This is a genomic window from Methylosinus trichosporium OB3b (assembly GCF_002752655.1).
GTDB classification, from domain to species: domain Bacteria; phylum Pseudomonadota; class Alphaproteobacteria; order Rhizobiales; family Beijerinckiaceae; genus Methylosinus; species Methylosinus trichosporium.
Genome location: NZ_CP023737.1, coordinates 2,430,076 through 2,450,947, shown reverse-complemented (window position 1 = coordinate 2,450,947; position 20,872 = coordinate 2,430,076). Strand labels below are relative to the sequence as shown.

The following is a 20,872-nucleotide window of genomic DNA, read 5'->3' as shown; positions in this document are numbered from 1 at the left end:
TATTTCGCCGCCGCGGCAAGCCATTCGGCGAATCGCCGCGCAGTCGGCCGCCGTCGCGGCTTATCGGCGCGTTTTATGTTTTATTGTGGGCGCGCGCTCGCCGCGACCTCCTGGGCAGGCTCGGTCTTGGGCGCGCCGCGCTCGGCGAAATAGCGGTCGATCGCCTGCGCGGTCGAATCGGCGGCGCGCTCGCGCCATTCGGCCGAGGTCAGCCGCGCGAGATCGTGCTCGCTCGACAGATAGCCGAGCTCGAGCAGAGCGGAGGGCGTGTCGAAGGCCTTGAGCACCACGAAGCCGGCCGAGCGGTCGGGGTTCTTGTTCAGATGGCCGAATGTCCGCCAATAGGCGATCAGCGTGCGGGCGAAGACGCGACTGTAGGCCCGGGTTTCGCGACGCGCGAGATCATAGAGAATGTCGCCGAGGCCGGCCGCCTCCTCCTCCGGCGCGGCGGCGAGGCCTGCGGCGCGGTCGGCGAGATTTTCCTTCTCCGCAGTCTTGGCGGCGGCCGCATCCGAGGCGCGGGCCGAGACCGTGTAGACGGTGGCGCCTTCGACGCTGGTCTCGCCCAGCGTATCGGCGTGGATCGAGAGAAACAGCTCGGCGCCCGCGCCGCGCGCCGCCCGCACGCGCTCGTCGAGCGCGACGAAGACGTCGTCCTCGCGCGTCAGCACGACCCGCAGCCTGCCCGTCGCTTCGAGCTTCGCCTTTAGCGCGCGGGCGAAATCGAGGACGATGGTCTTTTCCTGCTCGCCATGCGCGCCGGTGGCGCCGACGTCGACGCCGCCATGTCCCGGATCGATGACGAGCACCGGCTTGTCGTCGGGCCGGGCCGGGGGCGCGGCCGTCTCGACCGGCGCGGCCGGCCGAGCGCGCGCCGCGGCGGCGGCGAAGCGCGCCTCGTCGGTCGCCTCGAGCTCGATGACGAGGCGCGGCGCATTCTGGCTTCCCTCGCTCTCGGCCCGCACGATCGCCGCCGGCCGGGCGAGATCGACGACGATGCGCGAGCGGCCGGGCGCGAATTGGCCGAAACGGAAAGACCGCACCAGGCCGGCGGGCTCGTGCCGGCGCGAGGCGGCGCCCTGGCCGACGCCGGGGTCGATGCGAAAGGCGATCTCGGGCAGATCGACGACGATGCGCGGCGGGTCGGCGACCGCAAAGGCGGTGGCGGCGACCGCGGCCGAGGTCTCGAAGATGAGCCGCGCGCGGCCGTTCTTCTGCTCGAGCCGCGCCGCAATGGCCTCGATCGCGGCGGGCTTTCCCGTTGCGCCCGGTTGCTCAGAGGCCGGGCCCGCGGCGGCGGGAGCGGCCGTCAGCAGGCCGAGGAGGACGGCGGCCGCGCGGGCGCTCCAACGCCGCGCCTCGCCGCGCGGCGGATCGGCCTTCGTCCTTCGCGTCCCACCCATTCGTCGCGCCCCGATCGCTCCCATCGCCAATATGGCGCGGCCCGCGCCTGCGGGCGAGAGAGATTTCTATCTGCTGCGTCTCGGTTAACAGCTCGTTAGGCGCGAGACCGCGAGCCGGGCGAGATTGCTGTGGCGAGCCGCGGGCGGCGCCTCTAAAATGCCGGGAAAGGGGCCGTAACTGAACGGCGCGGACAAAGCGCGGGCGCGGGGCCGCGAGCGATGGAGGTCGAGACGATGAGACGGGCGACGAAGGCGGACCGGGCGTCGGCGAGCGCAGCTGCGGCCATTGCGCTTCTGGCCCTTTCGGCGAGCGCGCCGGCGCGCGCCTTGGACGACACATCGACCCTCACCTCCGTGCTCTCGCTGTTCGGCGCGGGCGAGGACAACAACGAGAAAATCGTCTATCGCGAGCGCTCCAAGCTGGTGCTGCCGCCGGGCGCCGGGCGCACATTGCCCGAGCCGCAGGCGGGCGAATCGACGCGGCCCGATTCCTGGCCGGTGGAGCAGGAGGCCGCGCGCCGTCGGGGCGGCGAGACCCCGGTGCCGCAGGCCAAGCAGGGCGAGCCGGGCCAGAAGGCGACGAAATGCCTCGCCGCGGCTTCCGATGGTCATTGCACCGTCGCCACTGAGGCGGACGATCCTCTGCTCGGCGGCGGCTCCGCCCCGAAGACGCGCGCCGCCGGCCAATCCTCGACCCGCGCCTTCCTCACCGAGCCGCCGGCCGCTTTCCGCGAGAAGGTGGCGGGCGGCAAGGGCGTCGTGGATGCGGAGAAATCCTCCGACTGGTGGAATCCCGGCGCGCTCATCGGCCGCGTCTTCGGCGACTGACGACGCGCGCCGGCGCGCCGCCCCTTTTTCCGCGACCGTTTCGCCCTAGAACTCGAGGGCGAAACGCGATCGAGGAGAAGGCTCCGATGAAGCCGTGCGCCGTCCCGCTTCGCGAGCCGCAGAGCGCGCTCGCCAGAATGAACGCGCTCGGCGGGGTGGATGGGATGGCCGGAATGGACGCGCTGGCGACGCCGCTGCGCCGCCGCCGCGGCGAAACCCTGTGCGACGACCGCGGCGCGCGCTTTCTCTATCGTATGTCCGCCGGCGCCGCGCGCCGCTGCGCGCTCAGCGCCGATGGGCGGCGGCGCATCGTCGATCTGCTGTTCCCAGGCGATTTCTTCGGTTTTGACGGCGACGCCCGCGCCGGCTCGACGATCGAGGCGCTGGTCGACGGCAGCGTCGTGCTGCGCTATCCGCGCCGCGAGGTCGAGGCGCTCGCCGACGCCGATCCGCAGGCCGCGCGCATCATTCGCGAGATCGCTTTCGCCGCCATCGCGCGGTTGGAGACGCAGATCGCGCTGCTCGGGCGCGTCAATGCGGTGGAGAAAGTCGGCGCCTTTCTGCTCGCGCTCGAGGAGCGCCAGCGCGCCTGCGGCCAGCCCAGTTGCGAGCGAAGCGAAATCCAGAGCCGCCGCGTGACGCTGCCGGTCTCACGCTGCGACATCGGCGATTTTCTGGCGCTGGCGCCGGAGACGGTGAGCCGTTCGCTGGCCGCGCTCGAGCGGCGCGGCGCGATTCGCCTGCCCGCGCCGCGTGACGTCGATATTCTCGACCGCGCGGCCTTGCGGGCGGGCGCTCAGCGCTGACCGCCGGCGGCCTGCTGCGCCTTCGAGACGAATTGCTCGGTCTGCTCGCCGAGCCCCGAGAGCGCCTTGGTCGTCGCCTCCGTGGCGGCCTTGGTCGCGCTCTCGCCCGTCGTCTGCGCATTGACGAAAGCTTCCTTGGCGAGATTGGAGCACAGCTCGCCGACGCGCGAGGCGCGCGCGAAGAAGTCGCCATAGGCGGCGCGGCAGAATTCGGATTGCAGCTCGACCACGTCGTCGATCTTCTGCACGCGCAGCAGCTTCTCGAAATAGGCGCGGCTGTTGTCGAGCGACTGCTTGGAATAATCGGTCGCTTCGGCGGCGATCGCCTTGAGGCCCCTCGTCGTCGTGCTCGCGGCCGAATTCATGGCTTCGAGCTGAAATTTTCCGAGCTCGCGAAAATCATCGAAGTTCAGATTGGCCATCGGACACCCTCCTGGTCGGCGACGGCCGACGCGCACGCGACTTTCCGCGCCGCGATTGTCGGAGACGCGCCAGATGATGGCAAATCGGGGAAACCACGTAGACGCGAGCGCCGCCGCTCGAAGGTCGGGTCAGATCGTCACTTGCGCGCCGAGCTCGACGACGCGGTCGGTCGGGATCGAGAAGAAGTCGGTGGCGTTGGCTGATTGCCGCGTCAAGGCGACATAGAGCTTGTCCTGCCAGGGCGGCATTTCCGAGCTCGGGCTCTCCTTGATCGAGCGCCGGCCGAGGAAGAAGGAGGTCGTCATGATGTCGTATTTGACTCCCGCCTTGCGCATGGCGGCGAGCGCCGCCGGAACGCGCGGGCTCTCCATATAGCCGTAATGCAGCGTCGCGCGGGTGAAGTCGTGCGAGAGCTTCTCGATCTCGAAGCGCTTTTCCGCAGCGACGCGCGGCGTGTCCTCCGTATTGACGCAGATGACCAGAACGCGCTCGTGCAGCACCTTGTTGTGCTTGAGATTGTGCATCAGCGCGGTGGGCGCGACATCGGGATCGCTGGTCAGGAAGATCGCCGTTCCGGGCACGCGCGTCGGCTTGGATTTCTCCAGCATGGCGATGAGCTCGAGAATCGGAATGGAGTCGCGATGCGTCTTCTCCGAGAGCAGCGCCGTGCCGCGCACCCAGGTCCACATCACCACCATCGAGCAGCCGCCGAGAAGCAGCGGAACCCAGCCGCCGTCGACGACCTTCATCAGATTGGCGGCGAGAAAGGCGAGATCGACGGTGAGGAAGGCGAAAATGAACAGCGAGGCCGCCCATAGCGGCCAGCGCCATTTTCGCCAAACGACGATGAAAGCGAGCGCGGTCGTCGTCACCATCGTGCCGGTGACGGCGATTCCATAGGCCGAGGCGAGCGCGCTCGAGTTCTTGAACATGACGACGAGAATCAGCACGCCGATCAGCAGCAGCCGGTTGACGCGGCCGATGTAGATCTGCCCTTCCTGCGTCTCCGACGTATGAGTGATCTCGAGGCGCGGCAGCAGCCCGAGCTGGATCGCCTGCCTCACGAGCGAGAAGGCGCCGGTGATGACCGCCTGGCTCGCGATCACCGTGGCCAGCGTCGACAGAATGACGAGCGGCAGCAGCCCCCACTCAGGAGCGAGAAGGAAGAACGGATTTTCGATCGCCTTCGGATCGGTCAGGATCAGCGCGCCCTGGCCGAGATAGTTGAGGAGCAGCGCCGGCAGCACGAAAAACGTCCAGGCGACGCGGATCGGCCGGCGGCCGAAATGGCCCATGTCGGCATAGAGCGCCTCCGCGCCGGTCACGACCAGGAACACGGAGCCGAGCACGGCGAAGCCGATCCAGCCGTGATGCAAAAGGAACGAGAAGCCGAGCCGCGGATCGAAGGCGCGCAGCACATGCGGCGCGTCGCCGATGTGCGACGCGCCCAGCGCGCCGATCACGACGAAGAAGAGCGCCATCACCGGTCCGAACAGCGCCGCGACCCGCGCCGTGCCATGGCTCTGCGCCCAGAACAGAGAAACGAGGATGACGAGCGTGATCGGAAACACGAACTCGCCGAATCGGGGATCGACGACGGCGAGGCCTTCGACGGCGGATAAAACCGAGATCGCCGGAGTGATGATGGCGTCGCCTGAGAACAGCGCCGCGCCGGCGACGCCGAGCAGGAACACCGGCGCCGCACGCCGACCGAGCGCATTCTGCGCGAGCGCCATCAGCGAGAGGATGCCGCCCTCGCCGCGATTGTCGGCCCTCATCAGAAAGATCACATATTTCAGGGTGACGGTGAAGATCAGCGCGAAGATGAGCAGCGAGATCGTTCCGACCACCGCCTCTTCGGTCAGCCCCCCGGCCTTGGCGTGCGCCAGCGACTCGCGCAGCGCGTAGAGCGGGCTGGTGCCGATGTCGCCATAAACGACGCCGATCGACCCGACGATGAGCGATGCGAGGCCCGGATGTCGGGGCTCGGCCGGCCCGGGCTCACCGCCCGGCTCTTGGCGAAGCGACGGGCGCGGCGGCTCCTGCGCGGTCTTGGGATCCATGAACGAGGCCCTGAGATGAGTCGAGGACGCCCGGCGAGGCTCCGGCGCGAGGCCGCCGCTTCGCCCGCGACGCCGGACGTTTCCGCCTTCGCCCACGACGAGCCGGCGCGGCGATATACGCCAGGAGGCGCGCGAAGAGAAGCCGCGGACGGTTGTTTCCGGAGAAATTCGCCGCCGCGGACCGCGGACCGCCCGCTGGCGCCGAACGGCGCCGGCTTTGGTCGAAGCCGGGGCGGCCTCCCCTATCTACCCGCAAAAGAGGCCGCGCAGGCGGAGCTTCAGGTGAAGGCTCGGATTCGAAAGCTCCTCGTCGCGCTCCGCGAAGCGTTCTGGCTGCTTCCGGCGTCGATGACGATCGCCGGCGTCCTTCTCGCGGCGGCGCTCACGCGCATCGACGCGAGCGCGTCGCTCCCGGACTGGCTGCGACGCAGCGCCTGGATCTATGATGGAGGCGGCGAGGGGGCGAGGACGCTGCTCGGCGCCGTGTCCTCCTCCACTATCAGCGTCGCCGGCACGGTCTTCTCCATCACCATCGCGGCGCTCTCGCTCGCCGCCAATCAGATGGGGCCGCGCCTGCTGCGCAATTTCACCCGGGATCGCGGCAATCAGTTCACGCTCGGCGCTTTCCTCGGCACATTCGCCTATGCGCTGACGGTGCTGCGCACGGTCCGCTCGGCCGAGGGAAGCGAGTTCGTTCCGCATCTCGCGCTCGGCGTCGGCCTCGTGCTCGCCCTGATCTGCGTCGGCACGCTCATCTATTTCGTCGGGCATATGGCGGGCCGCATCAATGTGGACACCGTCATCGGCCTCGTCAGCGAGGATATGTGCGCGGCCATCGAAGCCGCGGCGGTCGAGGCCCCGCAGCCCGAGCCGCCGTCCGCGAGCTTCTGGCGCGACGCCGTCGCGATCGCCGATTCGCGACGCGGCTATCTGCAGCAGCTCGACGAAAGGGGGCTGGCCAAATGGGCCGCCAATCATGGCGTCGCTCTGCGCATGCTCGTGCGTCCGGGGGAATATGTGTTCCAGGGCGCGCCGATCGCGCTCGCGACGCGCGAGGTCGAGGGCGCGGCCGCCGCCATCCGCAAGGCGACGGCGCTGAGCTCCACGCGCGATGAATCGCCGCAGCTCGAATTCGCCGCCCGGCAGTTGGTCGAGGTCGCGATCCGGGCGCTGTCGCCGTCGATCAACGATCCGCACACGGCCGTGAGCGTCGTCGACCGTCTCGGCGGCGCGCTGTGCCAGCTCGCGCCTCTGCGCCTGCGCAGCGGCGTCAGCCTGCGCGAGGGCGAGCCGGTTCTCGTCGTGCCCAATATCGATTACGACGGGCTCGTCGACGCCATGTTCCACGAAATCCGCCAGAATGGCGCGCGCAGTCCGGTGGTGCTGGCGCGCATTCTCGACGTGCTCGCCGTCGTCGCCTCCTGCGAGCGGGACGCGGCGCGTCTCGCAGCGCTGCGGCGGCACGCCGACCTCGTGCTCGCCGAGGCCGGCCGCTCGATCGCCCTGCCGGAGGATCTCGACGTCGTCCGCAGGCGTCACGGCGCGTTCGAGGCCATGACCCAGCGCGGGCCGACCGGCTATCTCGAGGCCATGGCGTCGTGAGCAAGCGCGCCCGGCGGTTGAAATTGTTGATGGAACCCGGTTCTCCTCTGGCCAGCGTGGCTGTGCGGTGCTAAGCCCTGGCCGTGAGCTTCGGCCCTGTCTGCTCGCAGGCAGGCCGGCGCGTGAACGCTCCCCGGACGCTTCTCGAGAGATGATCCTCACCCTCCTCGCCGGCGCTGGCCTGCTCGTCTGGCTCTATCTTCTCATCGGTCACGGCGCCTTCTGGCGGCTCGCCGAGCATGACCGACGCTTCGCCCCGCCCGGCGCCCATGCGCCGGCCGGGGCCAGGGTCGTCGCCGTCGTTCCGGCGCGCGACGAGGCCGATGTCATCGCCTTCGCCCTGCAGTCCCTGCTGCGGCAGGAGTTCAGCGGTCGGCTCGACGTCGTTCTGGTCGACGACGAGAGCTCCGACGGCACCGCCGAAGTGGCGCGCGCCGTCGCCGAGCGGGAGGGCGCGGCCGAGCGGCTCACCGTGCTGCAGGGCCGGCCCGAGCAGGGCTGGACCGGCAAGCTGGCGGCGATGAACCGCGGCTTTTCTCATGTGATGGCGCTGCCGCAGCGGCCGGACTATGTGCTCTTCTGCGACGCCGACATCGGCTTCGGGCCGCAACTGCTCGAGCGGCTGGTCGCGGGGGCGCAGGCGCGCGGGACCGTGCTCGCCTCTCTGATGGTCAAGCTACGCTGCGAGAGCGTCGCTGAGCGCTGGTTCGTTCCCGCCTTCATCTTCTTCTTTCAGAAGCTCTATCCCTTCTCCCGCGTCAATGATCCGGAGAGCCGGGTGGCGGCGGCGGCCGGCGGCGTGATGCTGGTGCGGCCCGACGCGCTGGAGCGGGCCGGCGGCCTCGCGCAGATCCGCGGCGCGCTGATCGACGATTGCGCGCTCGGCAAGCTCATGAAGCGGGAAGGCCCGATCTGGCTCGGCCTCACCGACGACGCCTTCAGCCTGCGCCCCTACGCCAATTATGTCGAGATCGAGAGCATGGTGACGCGCTCGGCCTATGCGCAGCTGCGCTATTCGCCCTGGCGCCTCGCCGTCGCGGTCGCCGGCATGGGGCTCGTTTATCTCGCCCCGCCCCTCATCGTCTTCTCCGGCCGCGAGGCCTCCGCCTTTCCGGCGCTCGTCGCCTATCTGCTGATGGCGCAGGCCTATATGCCGACCCTGCGCTTCTATGGGTTGAGCCGGATCGGCGCCTTCGCCTTGCCCCTCGTCGCCGCCTGCTATACGTGGTTCACATTGCTGTCCGCCTGGCGGCACGGCCGCGGGCGCGGCGGCGCCTGGAAGGGGCGGTATCAGGCGCCGTGACGAGCGAGGACGGGCTTCATGAGCGACATCGCGGCCGCCGCTTCGGGCAAGGGGCACGGGGACGAGAATTTTCCCGTCGCTTCCGTGTTCATCGCCCCGCGCCATCGCGCGCCGATCCTCGCCTTCTATGATTTCGTCCGCGCCGCGGACGACATCTCCGACCATGCGACTCTTTCGGCGGACGAGAAGCTCGCCATGCTCGACCGTATGGAGGCGGCGCTGCTCGGGAGCGGCGAGCCGATCGCCGTCGCCCTGCGGCTGCGCGACATCCTCGCCGAGCGCGCGCTCGAGCCGCGCCACGCGCAGGATTTGCTCGCGGCCTTCCGCCGCGACGTGACGCAGACGCGCTATCGCGACTTCGACGACCTCCTCGATTATTGCCGCTATTCGGCCATGCCGGTCGGACGCTATGTGCTCGACGTGCATGGCGAGGACCGCGCCGCGACCTATGGCGCCAATGACGCGCTCTGCGCGGCGCTGCAGATCATCAATCATCTGCAGGACTGCGCGAAGGATTTTCGCACGCTCGATCGGGTGTATCTGCCGCAGGACGCGCTCGCGGCCCATGGCGCGAGCGTCGAGATGCTGGCCGCGCCGGCCGCCTCGCCGCAGCTCGCCGCCGTGCTGCGCGAGCTCGCGGCGCGCACGAGCGAGCTGCTGGAGCGCAGCGCCTCCTTCGCCGAGCGCATCGCCGACATTCGCCTCGCCATGGAGGTGGGCGCGATCCAGCGCCTCGCCGAGACGCTGACGCGGCGACTGCTGGTCGCCGATCCGCTGAGCGAGAAGGTTCACGCGGGCAAGGGCCAATACATCGCCACGGCGCTCGCGGGCGCCGGCGGCGTTCTGCTGCGGCGCCTGCTGCGGCCGCGCTCGCGCGCTCTGGCGGGCGAATCGGCATGAGCGTCGACAGCCTGACCCTGCTCACAGACGGCGCCGCGAAGCCGGTCGCCGCCAAGAGCTCCTTCTATCTCGCCATGCGCGTGCTCGAGCCCGAGCGCCGCGACGCCATGTATGCGATCTACGGCTTCTGCCGCGCCGTCGACGACATCGCCGACGAAGCGGGCGACCGCGACGCGCGTCTTTCCGCGCTCGACGACTGGCGCCGCGATCTCGACGAGCTCTACGCCGGCCGCACGCATAAGCGCTGCGCCGATCTCGCGGCGCCGGTTCGCCGTTTCGCGCTCGACCGCGCCGATTTCGAGGCGGTGATCGACGGCATGGCGATGGATGTCGTCGAGGATATTCGCGCGCCCGATTGGGAGCGCCTCGACCTCTATTGCGACCGCGTCGCCAGCGCCGTGGGGCGCCTGTCGGTGCGCGTCTTCGGCCTCGCCGACGAGGCCGATTGCGGCGGCGGCGCGCTGCCGACCAAGGCGCGGCTGCTCGCCTTCCACATGGGCCGCGCGCTGCAGCTCACCAATATTCTGCGTGATCTCGACGAGGACGATCGCCGAGGCCGGCTCTATCTGCCGCGCGAGGCGCTGGAGGCGGCCGGCGTGCCCGATCTCTCGCCCGGCGCCGCGCTCGCCCATCCCGGCGTCGCCGACGCCTGCGCGGCGGTCGCCGAGCGCGCGCGCAAGCATTATGGCGAGGCCGAGCTCATCATGCGCGTCTCGCCGCAGCGCGCGGTGAAGGCGCCCTATCTGATGGCGACCGCCTATCGCTCCATTCTCGACCGCCTCGTCGCCCGCGGCTTCGCGCCGCCGCGCGCGCCGGTCTCCGCCTCACGGGCCAAAGTTCTGCTGGCGCTCGTCAAATATGCGCTGACGTGACCGGAACGGTTCATATCGTCGGCGCCGGTCTTGCGGGCCTCGCCTGCGCGCTGCGCCTTGCGGGCGACGGCCGCCGCGTCACGCTCTATGAGGCCGCGCGCATGGCGGGGGGGCGCTGCCGCTCCTATCACGATCCGAGCCTCGATCTCGTGATCGACAATGGCAATCATCTGCTGCTGTCGGGCAATCATGCGGCGCTGGATTATGCGCGGCGCATCGGCGCGGCCGGCGAGCTGGTCGGACCGAAGGAGTGCGTGTTCGATTTTCTCGACACGCGCACTGGCGAGCGCTGGCGCTTGCGCCCCAACGCCTCGCGCCTGCCCTGGTGGATTTTTGTCGCCGATCGCCGCGTCCCCGGCTCCTCGCCGCGCGATTATCTCGGCGCGCTGCCGCTGCTGCGCGCGAGGAGCGGCGCGACCATCGGCGAGACGATGAATTGTTCCGGGCCGCTCTATGAGCGGCTGTGGGGCCCGGTGCTGCTGTCGGCGCTCAACACCGAGCCGCGCCAATCCTCGGCCGAGCTCGCCGGCGCGGTGCTGCGCGAGAGTCTGGCGGCCGGCGGCGCCGCCTGCCGACCGCTGGTCGCGCGCCGGGGCCTCGGCGCCGCCTTCATCGAGCCGGCGCTGGCGACGCTCGCCGCGGCCGGCGTCGCGCCGCGTTTTGCCGCGCGGCTGCGCGCCGTCGAATTTGCCGGCGAGCGCGCCGCCGCGCTCGACTTCGGCGAGGAGCGCGTCGCGCTGGGGCGAGAGGATGCGGTGGCGCTCGCCGTTCCGCCCTGGACCGCGCAGGAATTGCTGCCGGGTCTCGTCGCGCCCGATGAGTTCCGCGGCATCGTCAACGCCCATTTCAAGATCGCGCCGCCGCCCGGCCAGCCCGCGCTCCTCGGCATGATCGGCTCGCTGACCGAATGGCTGTTCGCCTTCGAGGATCGGCTGTCGGTGACGATCAGCGGCGCCGACCGGCTGATGGACGAGCCGCGCGAGAGCCTCGCCGCGCGCATCTGGGCGGAGGTCGCCGCCGTGACCGGCCTGCCGGGGGAGCTCCCGCCTTGGCAGATCGTCAAGGAGAAGCGCGCCACCTTCGCCGCGACGCCGACGCAGCAGCGCCGCCGGCCGGACGCGGCGACGCGCTGGCGCAATCTCTTTCTCGCCGGCGACTGGACGGCGACCGGTCTTCCGGCGACGATCGAAGGAGCGATCCGCTCCGGCGACCGCGCCGCGGCGCTGGCCGCGGATAGGCGAGCCTGAAGGCTCGCGGTTCGGAGCTTGCGAATGACGACGGCATGGCGACACAGCGAAATGGCTGCCTCATTGGCCGACTCTCGACGCGCGTTCCTTCTCCCTCCAGGCGAAGCGCTGCGCGATTCGGGGGACCGGAGGCGCCCTCATCCGACCCTCGCTGACGCGAGGGCCACCTTCTCCCACGAGTGGGAGAAGGGCGCGCCATTTTCTGCGACGAACGGAATAGGCGATGCGCCTATCTCGCCGTGTCGCGCATGACCGAGGTTTCCCTCGACTCCCGCGTAAACGTCGGCGGCGTCTCCTTCGCCGCCGACCTGCCCTTCGCGCTGATCGCCGGGCCCTGCGCGATGGAGAGCCGCGACCATGCGCTCGACATCTGCGGCGCGCTGACGGAGCTGACGCGGCGGCTCGGGATCGGCTTCGTGTTCAAGGCGTCCTTCGACAAGGCCAATCGCACCAGCGGCGCCAGCCCGCGCGGCGTCGGCCTCGAGGCGGCGCTGCCGATCTTCGCGGAGATCAAGCAGCGCTTCGGCGTCCCGGTGACCACCGATGTGCATGAGGCGGCGCAATGCGCGCGCGTCGCCGCCGTCGTCGACATTCTGCAAATTCCAGCGCTCCTCTGCCGCCAGACCGACCTGCTGGTGGCGGCGGCGAAGACCGGCCGCGTCGTCAATGTGAAGAAGGGCCAGTTTCTCGCGCCAGCGGACATGGCGCATGTCGCCGCGAAGATCGCCTCCGCCGGCAATCGCAATGTGCTGCTCACCGAGCGGGGAACGAGCTTTGGTTATGGCGCGCTCGTCTCCGACATGCGCGCGCTGCCGATCATGGCGCGCGCGACCGGCGCGCCGGTGATCTTCGACGCGACGCATAGCGTGCAGCAGCCGGGCGGGCTCGGCGACCGCTCCGGCGGCGAGCGTGAGTTCGTCTCCACCCTCGCCCGCGCCGCCGTCGCGGTGGGGGTCGCGGGCCTGTTCCTCGAGACCCATGACGCTCCCGAGCGCGCGCTCTCCGACGGGGCGAGCATGATTCCACTGGCCGAGCTCGGCGGACTACTCGAGCAGCTGATGGAGATCGATCGGGCGGCGAAGTCCTTCGCGCGTTTTTCGCCTTGAACGGCCGCTCGCGCAGGGTCGCGCCGGCGTCGCTGCGCGGTCCGACATCGAAGCGTCATAGAAGAATGCCGGCCGGGACGGCCCGCGACACACTCGTTCCCGGTCCGGACCGGCGCTTGCCAAGCCCGCGATTCATATCTATTGGTGCGCCGCATGGCGGAAATTCGAGAGCGACGCCTCGGAAACTGATCATTGCTCCTGGATCGACGCCCCGGCATTTAGTGAAGCTCGGAGGAGGAGCGCGCTGCGATGAACATCACTATGATCGGCTCGGGCTATGTCGGCTTGGTGTCGGGAGCCTGTTTTGCCGATTTCGGTCATGTGGTGACCTGCGTCGATAGCGACGCGTCGAAGATCGAGCGCCTGCTGCGCGGCGAGATTCCGATCTATGAGCCGGGCCTCGACGACCTCGTCGCCTCCAATGTTCGCCAGAAGCGGCTGTTCTTCACCACGGATCTCGCCCCGGCCGTCAAGGGCGCGGACGCCGTGTTCATCGCGGTCGGCACGCCGTCGCGTCGCGGCGACGGACATGCGGACCTCTCTTATGTCTTCGCGGCGGCCGAGACGATCGGCAAGGCGCTCGACGGCTATACGGTGATCGTCGACAAGTCGACCGTGCCGGTCGGCACCGGCGACGAGGTCGAGCGCATCATCCGCGAGGCCAATCCGAACGCGGATTTCTCCGTCGTCTCCAATCCGGAGTTCCTGCGTGAGGGCGCGGCGATCGAGGACTTCAAGCGCCCCGACCGCGTCGTTCTCGGCGTCGAGGACGAGCGCTCCAAGGCGGTGATGGCGGAAATCTATCGCCCGCTGAGCCTCAACGCCCCGCCGCTGGTGTTCGTCAATCGCCGCACCTCCGAGCTCATCAAATATGCGGCCAACGCCTTCCTCGCCACCAAGATCACCTTCATCAACGAGGTCGCCGACCTCTGCGAGAAGGTGGGCGCCAATGTGCAGGACGTGTCGCGCGGCATCGGCCTCGACGGCCGCATCGGCAGCAAGTTCCTCCATGCCGGCCCCGGCTATGGCGGCTCCTGCTTCCCCAAGGACACGCTCGCTCTGCTGAAGACCGGGCAGGACTATAGCGCGCCGCTGCGCATCGTCGAGACGGTGGTCGCCGTCAACGACGCCCGCAAGCGCGCCATGGCCCGCAAGGTGATCGCGGCGCTCGACGGCTCGGTGCGCGGCAAGAAGATCGCGCTGCTCGGCCTCGCCTTTAAGCCCAACACCGACGACATGCGCGACGCGCCTTCGCTGGCCATCGTCGCCTCGCTGGTCGGCGACGGCGCCAAGGTGCACGCCTATGATCCCGAGGCGACGAGCCAGGCGCGTCCGCTGATGCCGGAGGTGGTCTTCCACGAAGACGCCTATGCGCCGATCGAGGGCGCCGACGCGCTGGTGATCGTGACCGAGTGGGACGCGTTCCGCGCGCTCGATCTCGAGAAGGTGAAGAGCCTGCTGAAGACGCCGATCATCGTCGATCTGCGCAACATCTATGGCGTGGACGAGGTGCGCAAGCACGGCATCACTTATGTGAGCGTCGGCCGCGCCTGACGCTTCGCCGCTGCGGCGGGCCGGCGCCCGCCGCAGCAATAGGCCGAGAAGAGCGAGCCTGAAGGCTCGCGGTCCAATTTCCGCCCCTGGACCGCGCGCCTTCAGGCTCGCATCTCGTTTGTGTCACCAACAAATGGCGCTCCGATGACCGACGCCGGCTCGAAATTGCGCATCGCCCGCGAGGGCGGCGTCGCCCGCATCCTCATCGACAATTCCGAGCGGCGCAACGCCTTCGATTTCTCGATGTGGCGGGCGCTCCCAGCGCTTCTCGCCGCGCTCGATTCGGAGGAGGCGACGCGCGTCGTCGTGCTCTCCGGCGCGCCCTCTCTGCCCTTCTGCTCGGGCGCCGACATCTCCGAATTTTCGACCGTTCGCGCCACCGCCGAGGGCGGCCGCGCCTATGAAGCGGCCAATGTCGAGGCTTTCGACGCGCTGTCGCGCTTGGCCAAGCCCGTCGTCGCCGCCATTTCCGGCTTCTGCATGGGCGGCGGCATGGGGCTCGCGGCCGCCTGCGATCTGCGCATCGCCGCGGAGGGCGCCGTGTTCGGCATTCCCGCCGGCCGCCTCGGCGTCGGCTATCCGCCGGAAGCCATGCGCTATGTGGTCGCCGCCGTCGGCGCGCAGACGGCGATGGATTTGTTCTTCACCGCCCGCCGCATCGACGCCGAGGAGGCGCGCGCCGCCGGCTTCGTCTCGCGCGTGCTGCCGAAGCAGGGCTTCGACGCCGCGATAGATCAGATCGCGGCCGGCATAGCCGTCAACGCCCCGCTGACCCTGCGCGCCGCCAAAGCCGCGATCCGCCGCGCCGCGGACCTGCCGCAGGCGCTTTCGGCCGAGGAGTGCGAGCGGCTGGCGGCGGCATGTTTCGACAGCGCCGATTATGCGGAGGGGCGGAACGCGTTTCTGGAGAAGCGCGAGCCGCGATTTCGTGGGGGGTAGGCGGCATAGCCGCTAGGATAGGGCCTGACAGGGTATTTGGACTGCAATTTTCGTTTTCTTCTGGGAGGTCGGGGAGGCGGCGAGCAGCGCCCGAGGATCGCGCAATATGCCGATGACGAGCTTTTGCGCGCGCCAGATCGACGGCGGATAATCGCCGCGAGCATGTCTTCAGGGGGAAGAGTCCAGGAGATCCTGGCTGCATTCAGATGGGCGTATATCCAACTGCGCCCGCCCTTTTCGGTATTGGCCGGCAAGCAATCGAGCCGCAGCAGGCTCTTCAATCGATCGAACGCGAGCTCGATCCGCCATCGCAAGCGATACAAGGCGAGCGCGTCGGGTGAGAGCGATGGCGCCAGCATGACGCATTCGGCGGCGATCGAACTGCGTGGATCGAGCTGTTTGCCTTTGTCGCGTGCGTCGCGCATTTTTTGTTCGCGGGCGGCCTCCGCACATTCTCCGGCACACATGCGTTACGTGGCTCATGCAGGCGGGGCGGTCGGCTCGGGATGAGGCGGCTTCGTCGGAATGAGCGCTCAAATGGTCCAGGACAACCACGGCCATCATGCGCCGGACTATCTCAGGGAGACAGCCAACGCACAGCCTGCGGCGCGTTTTTAGCGGACCAGAATTTCCGCAACCGCTTGATTTTATTGGTGCGCAAGAGGGCGTCGAAATTACGATCTAAGGTATTGTTCAATTGCTGCTTTTCCGAAACTCGACTTTTTCGCCACCCCCAGAAATACCCCCAAATCGCAGCGCTGCCCCTCTCGGCCGTCCCGACACCGCCAGTGGGGTGATCGCTCGGCGGCTCGGCCGATCGACAATAGCACGCTTCGACAAGCGGGGCTCGACGGGCGATCGGCAGGCCCAACGCGCCAGCGGGCTATCGGGCTGCGGCCGATCGGCGATCGTGGTCGATAGGCTCGACGGCTCGACGCTTGATCCGCCGTCCGATGGCTCGGCCGTGGTCCAGCGGCTTGTCCATCAATCGGCAGTCGGGCCGCCGTCCGACCCTTGATCGGCCGTCCGATTGCTCGGCCTGCATGTGAGGGCTCGGCCGTCGTGCTGGAGTCCACCCGCCTCGGCGTTAAGGTAAATCCGAGTGGAGTCCATTTTCCGATTGACGTTCAACGGCTTGGCGATTTCACGAATGGAATCGGCTTAGGGTCCCCCTTTTTCGGAATCAGGGCGAGCGGGGGGCGCAGAGCCCCGGAGCGAAACCCTGGCGACTCGCCTTTATCCCTGCCTTTTCAATGGAGTCGGCGGCGAAAATGTTTTCCGGTTCGGCCCTTTATCGAATGCGGGCCGTTAGAAAACTACGCCGAGAGCCCGCGCTATTTGAGACTGTCAACAATATCTCGTGCCAGCTCGGCGAGCCATCTGATTGCGACAATCGCATTATGGCCGTAGAGGCATCCGGGCTCTGTGATTGTTATCTGAGCAGAGATTCGGAAATCACTCTCGTGAGCCAACTTGGAAACTAGGCCAAGTTCGGTTTCGCCATTCACGTGGCGCAACTCAGCGGGGCTTAGGCGAGGCATCTGCTGGAGATCGTCGGACGCATCCCACCCGAAGGCTGTGAGTTTAGCGGGTCTCGTCTGGGTCTCCACCAACCTCCGATGTTTGCGGACAATGTCGAGGTGATGAAGCTGCCAAAGGAGGGCGTTGCCTCCTTGATAAGGTTTGAGGCTTTCAATTTTTTGTCTTTCAAGCGCAGGGAGCCACTTGATGAGATCGGCCCCTTTATATTTCCCGGCGCTGAATTCCGACTCACTCTTAGCGATCGGAAACTGAACTTTATTTATATCAGTCATGCCGTGGCGACAGGCCAGCGCCATTGCCAGAATGTCGAGAGAGCTTCTTATGGCGTTGATATATGCGCCTGCTTCGACGGAAAAAGAGAGAGGAGGCGGTTCTTTGTCGAACGTCACAAGCATATTGTTCGCTCGATCCGAAGCAAGCTGTTTAATGCGCACGCCAACGTTTGCCTTGAGCCAAGCTTGCATCCTTTCTTCGAAGGACGGAAGATTGGAAACAGCCCAATCAATTGAGGCGTGCGCGAACGCGATGTCAGCCATGCAAAACCCCCAAGAATAGCCGCGACAATGCACTGATGCTCGTTCTCGCTTCGAACGAGTGGTTTGCGCTGCGGTCAAGAGCGAGCCGAAGCGCGGGCAACCAATGTAATCCCATTCAACGGGGGCTGTCAGATGACCTGCCGGCGCGTCTCCCGCTCGTCAGCAGCGCGAGCGCGAAGGGCTTCGTCCACCAATCGGCGGATGGCGCTCGCGGCCGTCTCGCCCTTCCCCAGCGCGATGCGCCGCACGGCCGCGAATTGATCCTTGCGGAAGGTGCAAGCGAGCTTCACGGACTCGGCGCTGGTGACGCTTCCGCGTCCGACGCAGCCGCGACGCGCTCTCTCGAAATAGGCCATCGTTCAATTCTCCAATGGTGTGATCGCGCCAGTGGCGCGGATGACGCTTCACGATGCACGCAACAGGGTGGCCGATCGGCCGTCGTCGATCAAAGGACGTCCCGCCGCCGGGACGTCGCTCGCGTGCGGGGCGCACCGCTTCCTTCCACGAGTGCACGGTTCGCGTCGCGCCGTGGCGCGAAGTCCGACAACAAGGCGGCGTCATCCCCTCGACGGGTCGAATGGCGGCTCGGCCTGTCCGCTCCCTTTTCTCGGCGCGCCGCCAGCGCTTCGTCGATAAGCCGGCGAATGACGCTCGCCGCGCTCCATCCGTTTCGGCCCGCCATCTCGCGAATGAGGTCGATTTGGCCGGTTTCTAAGGTGACGTTCATATGCACGGTGAAGGGATTTCGCTGCGTTCCCCTCCCGACATTACGTTTGAGCATTCGCCGGTAAATCGCCATTGCGTCTTTCTCCCGACGTTCAAACACGACGCAAGTGCTACAAAAGGGCTACAACGCAGTGCTACAAGAGGGCTACAAAACAGGGCTACAAAACACGACGAACAGAGTCGATGCGCGATATGTGCGATTTTGATCGTGATTCCAATAAACTCTCTATGAAAAATGAGTTTTGGAACTTTGCTGAATCTACCCCTGAAATCGCACATATCGCGCATCTATCGATGCCTCCGGTATCAAAGCACTGGGGGAGGGGCGCGCGGCGCGGCTCATCGACGGCGGGAGCGCCAGTCCGTCAGAGCGAATCCTTGGAATGTGCGTCTATCTCGGCCGAGCGGGAAGCCGCGTTCCGTTAGTCGGCGCGTGAAGGTCTTGTTCGCGAGGGGCCTATTCCCATTGCTCTCCGCCCACTCGCGGTAGCTGGCGTAGGCGTGAATCTTCTTTTCGAATAGCCCGCGTCCGCTTTCGCATTCGTCATCGAGCCAATCCCCGAGAATGTCTTCATCCTCGCGATAGGAAGCAGTCGCGTCCTTGATCGCGTCTGGAATCATCAAGCCGTGTTCTCGCCAATCCCGTAGCCCGTCGAGCGCCCAATTCAAAACGCCGCTTCCCTCGCGCATGAGCTTCTGGACCAAGTGCCTGTCGCGCTTCTCCGGCGGAACGGTTTTCGTCCACGGAACAAGCGCGACGCGACGCCACATTCCGCTGGATGTGTCGGAAATCGCTGGCTTGTGGTTGCCGACGATGACGAGCTTATGAGAAGGGCGGAAGCAAATCGCCGCCATGGCGTGCGGCGCTCGCCCTGTCAAAGTGTCGCCGCCGGTGAGGTCTTTCACGCGAGCGTCGGCGAGCCGCCGCCCTTCCTCTGTCTCATTCGCGTAAATGAGCCGGCGCCCTTTCAGTGCGACGATATCGGGGCTCGGACCCTGTGGATTGCGCTGATGCTGCATGAGCATTTCGGTCGGAATTTTCAGTGCGTAGTCGCCGAGAAGCCACGCCAAGAGTTCAATGAAAGCGGACTTGCCGTTATTCCCGCCGCCGTGAAAGAACGCGAACACTTGCTCGCTGACGTCCCCGGTGAGGCAATAGCCGACGAACCGCTTCACGCAGGCGCGTATCTCATCGTCGGGCTGAACTTCCACGAGGAAGCGTATGAAGGACGGGCATTCTGCATCGGGATCGAAGGCGACGTTGCAGCGCTTGCTCACAAGCACGTCGGGCGACATCGGCAAGAGCCGGCCGGAGCGAAGGTCGAGAACGCCATTCGCAACGCCGAGCATCATCGGATTATCGTCGAAATCGGCAAGGCTGCGCGTCATGCCCGGCTCGCTTCGCGCCATTTCAATCATGGCGTGCTGCGCTCTCGCGTCGCAGAGCTTTTTCAAGTGCTGATAGTGCGCCGCCTCGGTTGCCTGATCTTTGAGAATGCCGGCGACAGCCTTCGCCGCGCGCTCGGCTGTTCCCGGCGCCGCCGCGAGCCATCCGCCTTCACAGTCGAAGCGCAGCACGTCGCCGCTTTCGTGAATGAACAAGAGCCGATCGCGATAGAGGTTCGCGAACGTGCTGCCATTATAGAGGTCGCCGCCCGCGCCAGAGAAGCCAAGCTCTGCAACTGCGTTCGGCGCAACCGCGTCCCCTTCGTCGCCTTCGTCGGCGAGCGCGCGACAGGACGGGATGACAGCGAGCGCGGCTTTGAAGCGTTCGTCCTCGAAAACGATATCCGGCTTGTCCGTCCAGCCGTCACTCCACTCATAATCAAGAAAGCCCGCCGCGTCAGGACTCCACCCCGCCTTATAGGCGAGGTCGCGAATCGTCTTCCCCGTCGAGCCGCCCGGCCGATCGCCTCGGAAATTGCGCCAGGAAGCCGCGTCTTTTTCAGGCTTGACGTTCCCTTCTTCGCGAAGGGCCGTCCAATCCTCGAATAACTCCTCGCCTTCCGCCGAGCCGCCGAACTCGACGTAAAGCGCCGCACCGATCTTGATCCACGGCTTGCGCTCAATGCCCTTATTGCCGATCGCCTCGAGCGCGCTCCACACGACTTTGCTTTTGTCGTATCGTGGATCGGTAAAGATCGGCGTGAGCGCCGCAGATTGCCCGCGCTTCGGATCGTCGTCAGCGCCCCGCGCGTCGCGGCCTGCGATCTCGCGCGCTTTCGGCAATGCGGCGCGCCAGTCGAAAGGCTCGCCGTCGAGAAATTCGACGCGCGTATCGCGTTCTCGGCTTGCCGGGCACCGCGGATCGAAAAAGACCTGCGACAAGACCCTCGCATTGTCATCCGAGACGACGCGAAGCTTGCCGGCGACAACCCCGTGGAGTCCCGCCCAAAGTTTCGCTCGCTCTTGCTTGTCGCCCAGATCGACGAAATGCAGCCGCTCGCGAAGCGGGATGATAATGCGAAGCTTCGCGCAAGGACCGTGTTCGATCGTGACCTCGCCCTTACCGTTCACGAGCGGCCCGCCGTCCTTTCCTCGCTTGATGCGCGAGCCACGCCAAACGCTTTCAACGAATCGCTTGTCGAGCGAGCGGGTAAATTCCTCTTCGTCGGCGTGAGGATGCGCCTCATGCCATTTGCGCCATGTTCCTTCGGAAATCGTCGTCTCTGTTGTCATGTGATTGTAAGAGGTGACCACGGCAGCGGCATAGCCGGCAATGTCGAGCGTGAACAGGATGCGACGAAGAGGTGTCCCGTTGTCGACATCCAAAACGATCGTGTGTGCGCTTACAGCGTGCTCGCCGAGCCGCCGGCCGTTCTCGAATATAATATTCGACCACACCGTGACATATTTGGTATCGCTGATTTTGTGCGTTGTGATGTGGCGAAGGAGATCAGCGCTCGCACGCGTCAGTTGCCTCATTCGCCTGCGTTCATGAGAGTCGCCGATCGAATATCCGATTTCGTCGGGCCAAGCGTCGCAAAGCCGGTTGTCGAGATTCTCTAATTCGGGCATATTC

The 20,872-nt window shown here is 66.9% G+C and carries 18 protein-coding genes; 10 read left to right on the top strand and 8 right to left on the bottom strand.

What is annotated here, in order from left to right; genetic code table 11:
* Positions 1–80: 80 nt before the first annotated feature.
* The gene (locus tag CQW49_RS11810) at positions 81–1,403 is read right to left on the bottom strand and encodes an N-acetylmuramoyl-L-alanine amidase (RefSeq protein ID WP_065083558.1); all 1,323 of its coding nucleotides are present in this window, start codon (positions 1,401–1,403) and stop codon (positions 81–83) included.
* A 234-nt stretch (positions 1,404–1,637) separates the two neighbouring features.
* On the opposite strand from CQW49_RS11810, the gene CQW49_RS11805 reads away from it, so the two are divergent.
* Together CQW49_RS11805 and CQW49_RS11800 are read left to right on the top strand one after the other, a co-directional pair.
* Positions 1,638–2,231, top strand: a complete 594-nt coding sequence (locus CQW49_RS11805) for a hypothetical protein (RefSeq protein WP_003614885.1) — start codon at positions 1,638–1,640, stop codon at positions 2,229–2,231.
* Between the two features lie 86 nt (positions 2,232–2,317).
* Positions 2,318–3,037, top strand: coding sequence for a helix-turn-helix domain-containing protein (locus CQW49_RS11800; protein ID WP_003614886.1), 720 nt, complete (start codon positions 2,318–2,320; stop codon positions 3,035–3,037).
* Here the strand turns inward: CQW49_RS11800 and CQW49_RS11795 are convergent.
* Together CQW49_RS11795 and CQW49_RS11790 are read right to left on the bottom strand one after the other, a co-directional pair.
* On the bottom strand, positions 3,028–3,459 hold the full coding sequence (locus tag CQW49_RS11795) for a phasin family protein (protein ID WP_003614887.1): 432 nt from the start codon (positions 3,457–3,459) through the stop codon (positions 3,028–3,030). The genes CQW49_RS11800 and CQW49_RS11795 overlap by 10 nt on opposite strands.
* A gap of 129 nt (positions 3,460–3,588) precedes the next feature.
* Positions 3,589–5,523, bottom strand: a complete 1,935-nt coding sequence (locus tag CQW49_RS11790) for a potassium transporter Kup (RefSeq protein ID WP_003614888.1) — start codon at positions 5,521–5,523, stop codon at positions 3,589–3,591.
* A gap of 282 nt (positions 5,524–5,805) precedes the next feature.
* On the opposite strand from CQW49_RS11790, the gene CQW49_RS11785 reads away from it, so the two are divergent.
* The 8 genes from CQW49_RS11785 (at position 5,806) to CQW49_RS11750 (ending at position 15,046) form a co-directional block, all read left to right on the top strand.
* Complete coding sequence (locus CQW49_RS11785; protein ID WP_024749750.1) at positions 5,806–7,125, top strand: DUF2254 domain-containing protein; 1,320 nt, start codon at positions 5,806–5,808, stop codon at positions 7,123–7,125.
* A 151-nt stretch (positions 7,126–7,276) separates the two neighbouring features.
* A complete protein-coding gene (locus tag CQW49_RS11780; RefSeq protein WP_003614890.1) occupies positions 7,277–8,428 on the top strand; it encodes a glycosyltransferase in 1,152 nt (383 codons plus the stop codon).
* Positions 8,429–8,446: 18 nt separating this feature from the next.
* Positions 8,447–9,328 carry a squalene synthase HpnC gene (gene hpnC, locus CQW49_RS11775; protein ID WP_003614891.1) on the top strand — a complete coding sequence of 294 codons (882 nt, stop codon included), beginning with the start codon at positions 8,447–8,449 and terminating at the stop codon, positions 9,326–9,328.
* Complete coding sequence (gene hpnD / locus CQW49_RS11770; RefSeq protein ID WP_003614893.1) at positions 9,325–10,200, top strand: presqualene diphosphate synthase HpnD; 876 nt, start codon at positions 9,325–9,327, stop codon at positions 10,198–10,200. The genes hpnC and hpnD overlap by 4 nt, the downstream gene beginning before the upstream one ends.
* Positions 10,197–11,447: a hydroxysqualene dehydroxylase HpnE gene (gene hpnE, locus CQW49_RS11765; protein ID WP_003614895.1), complete on the top strand. Its 1,251-nt coding sequence runs from the start codon at positions 10,197–10,199 to the stop codon at positions 11,445–11,447. The genes hpnD and hpnE overlap by 4 nt, the downstream gene beginning before the upstream one ends.
* Positions 11,448–11,695: 248 nt before the next feature.
* Complete coding sequence (gene kdsA, locus CQW49_RS11760) at positions 11,696–12,553, top strand: 3-deoxy-8-phosphooctulonate synthase (protein ID WP_003614896.1); 858 nt, start codon at positions 11,696–11,698, stop codon at positions 12,551–12,553.
* Between the two features lie 249 nt (positions 12,554–12,802).
* Entirely contained in the window at positions 12,803–14,107 is a 1,305-nt protein-coding gene (locus CQW49_RS11755; protein ID WP_003614898.1) for a UDP-glucose dehydrogenase family protein, read from the top strand.
* Between the two features lie 144 nt (positions 14,108–14,251).
* Complete coding sequence (locus CQW49_RS11750; protein ID WP_003614901.1) at positions 14,252–15,046, top strand: enoyl-CoA hydratase; 795 nt, start codon at positions 14,252–14,254, stop codon at positions 15,044–15,046.
* Here CQW49_RS11750 and CQW49_RS26350 read toward each other — a convergent pair.
* The 5 genes from CQW49_RS26350 to CQW49_RS11735 all read right to left on the bottom strand — a co-directional run bounded on the left by CQW49_RS26350 (position 14,986) and on the right by CQW49_RS11735 (position 20,868).
* Positions 14,986–15,471 carry a hypothetical protein gene (locus tag CQW49_RS26350; RefSeq protein ID WP_155931274.1) on the bottom strand — a complete coding sequence of 162 codons (486 nt, stop codon included), beginning with the start codon at positions 15,469–15,471 and terminating at the stop codon, positions 14,986–14,988. The genes CQW49_RS11750 and CQW49_RS26350 overlap by 61 nt on opposite strands.
* 909 nt (positions 15,472–16,380) lie before the next feature.
* Positions 16,381–17,124 (bottom strand): hypothetical protein, encoded by a 744-nt coding sequence (locus tag CQW49_RS11745; RefSeq protein WP_003614903.1) that lies wholly within the window; start codon positions 17,122–17,124, stop codon positions 16,381–16,383.
* A gap of 128 nt (positions 17,125–17,252) precedes the next feature.
* The gene (locus CQW49_RS11740; RefSeq protein WP_003614904.1) at positions 17,253–17,480 is read right to left on the bottom strand and encodes a hypothetical protein; all 228 of its coding nucleotides are present in this window, start codon (positions 17,478–17,480) and stop codon (positions 17,253–17,255) included.
* Positions 17,481–17,569: 89 nt separating this feature from the next.
* Positions 17,570–17,923, bottom strand: a complete 354-nt coding sequence (locus CQW49_RS24575; RefSeq protein WP_003614906.1) for a hypothetical protein — start codon at positions 17,921–17,923, stop codon at positions 17,570–17,572.
* Positions 17,924–18,189: 266 nt separating this feature from the next.
* Entirely contained in the window at positions 18,190–20,868 is a 2,679-nt protein-coding gene (locus CQW49_RS11735) for a phage/plasmid primase, P4 family (RefSeq protein WP_003614029.1), read from the bottom strand.
* Between the last annotated feature and the right edge of the window lie 4 nt (positions 20,869–20,872).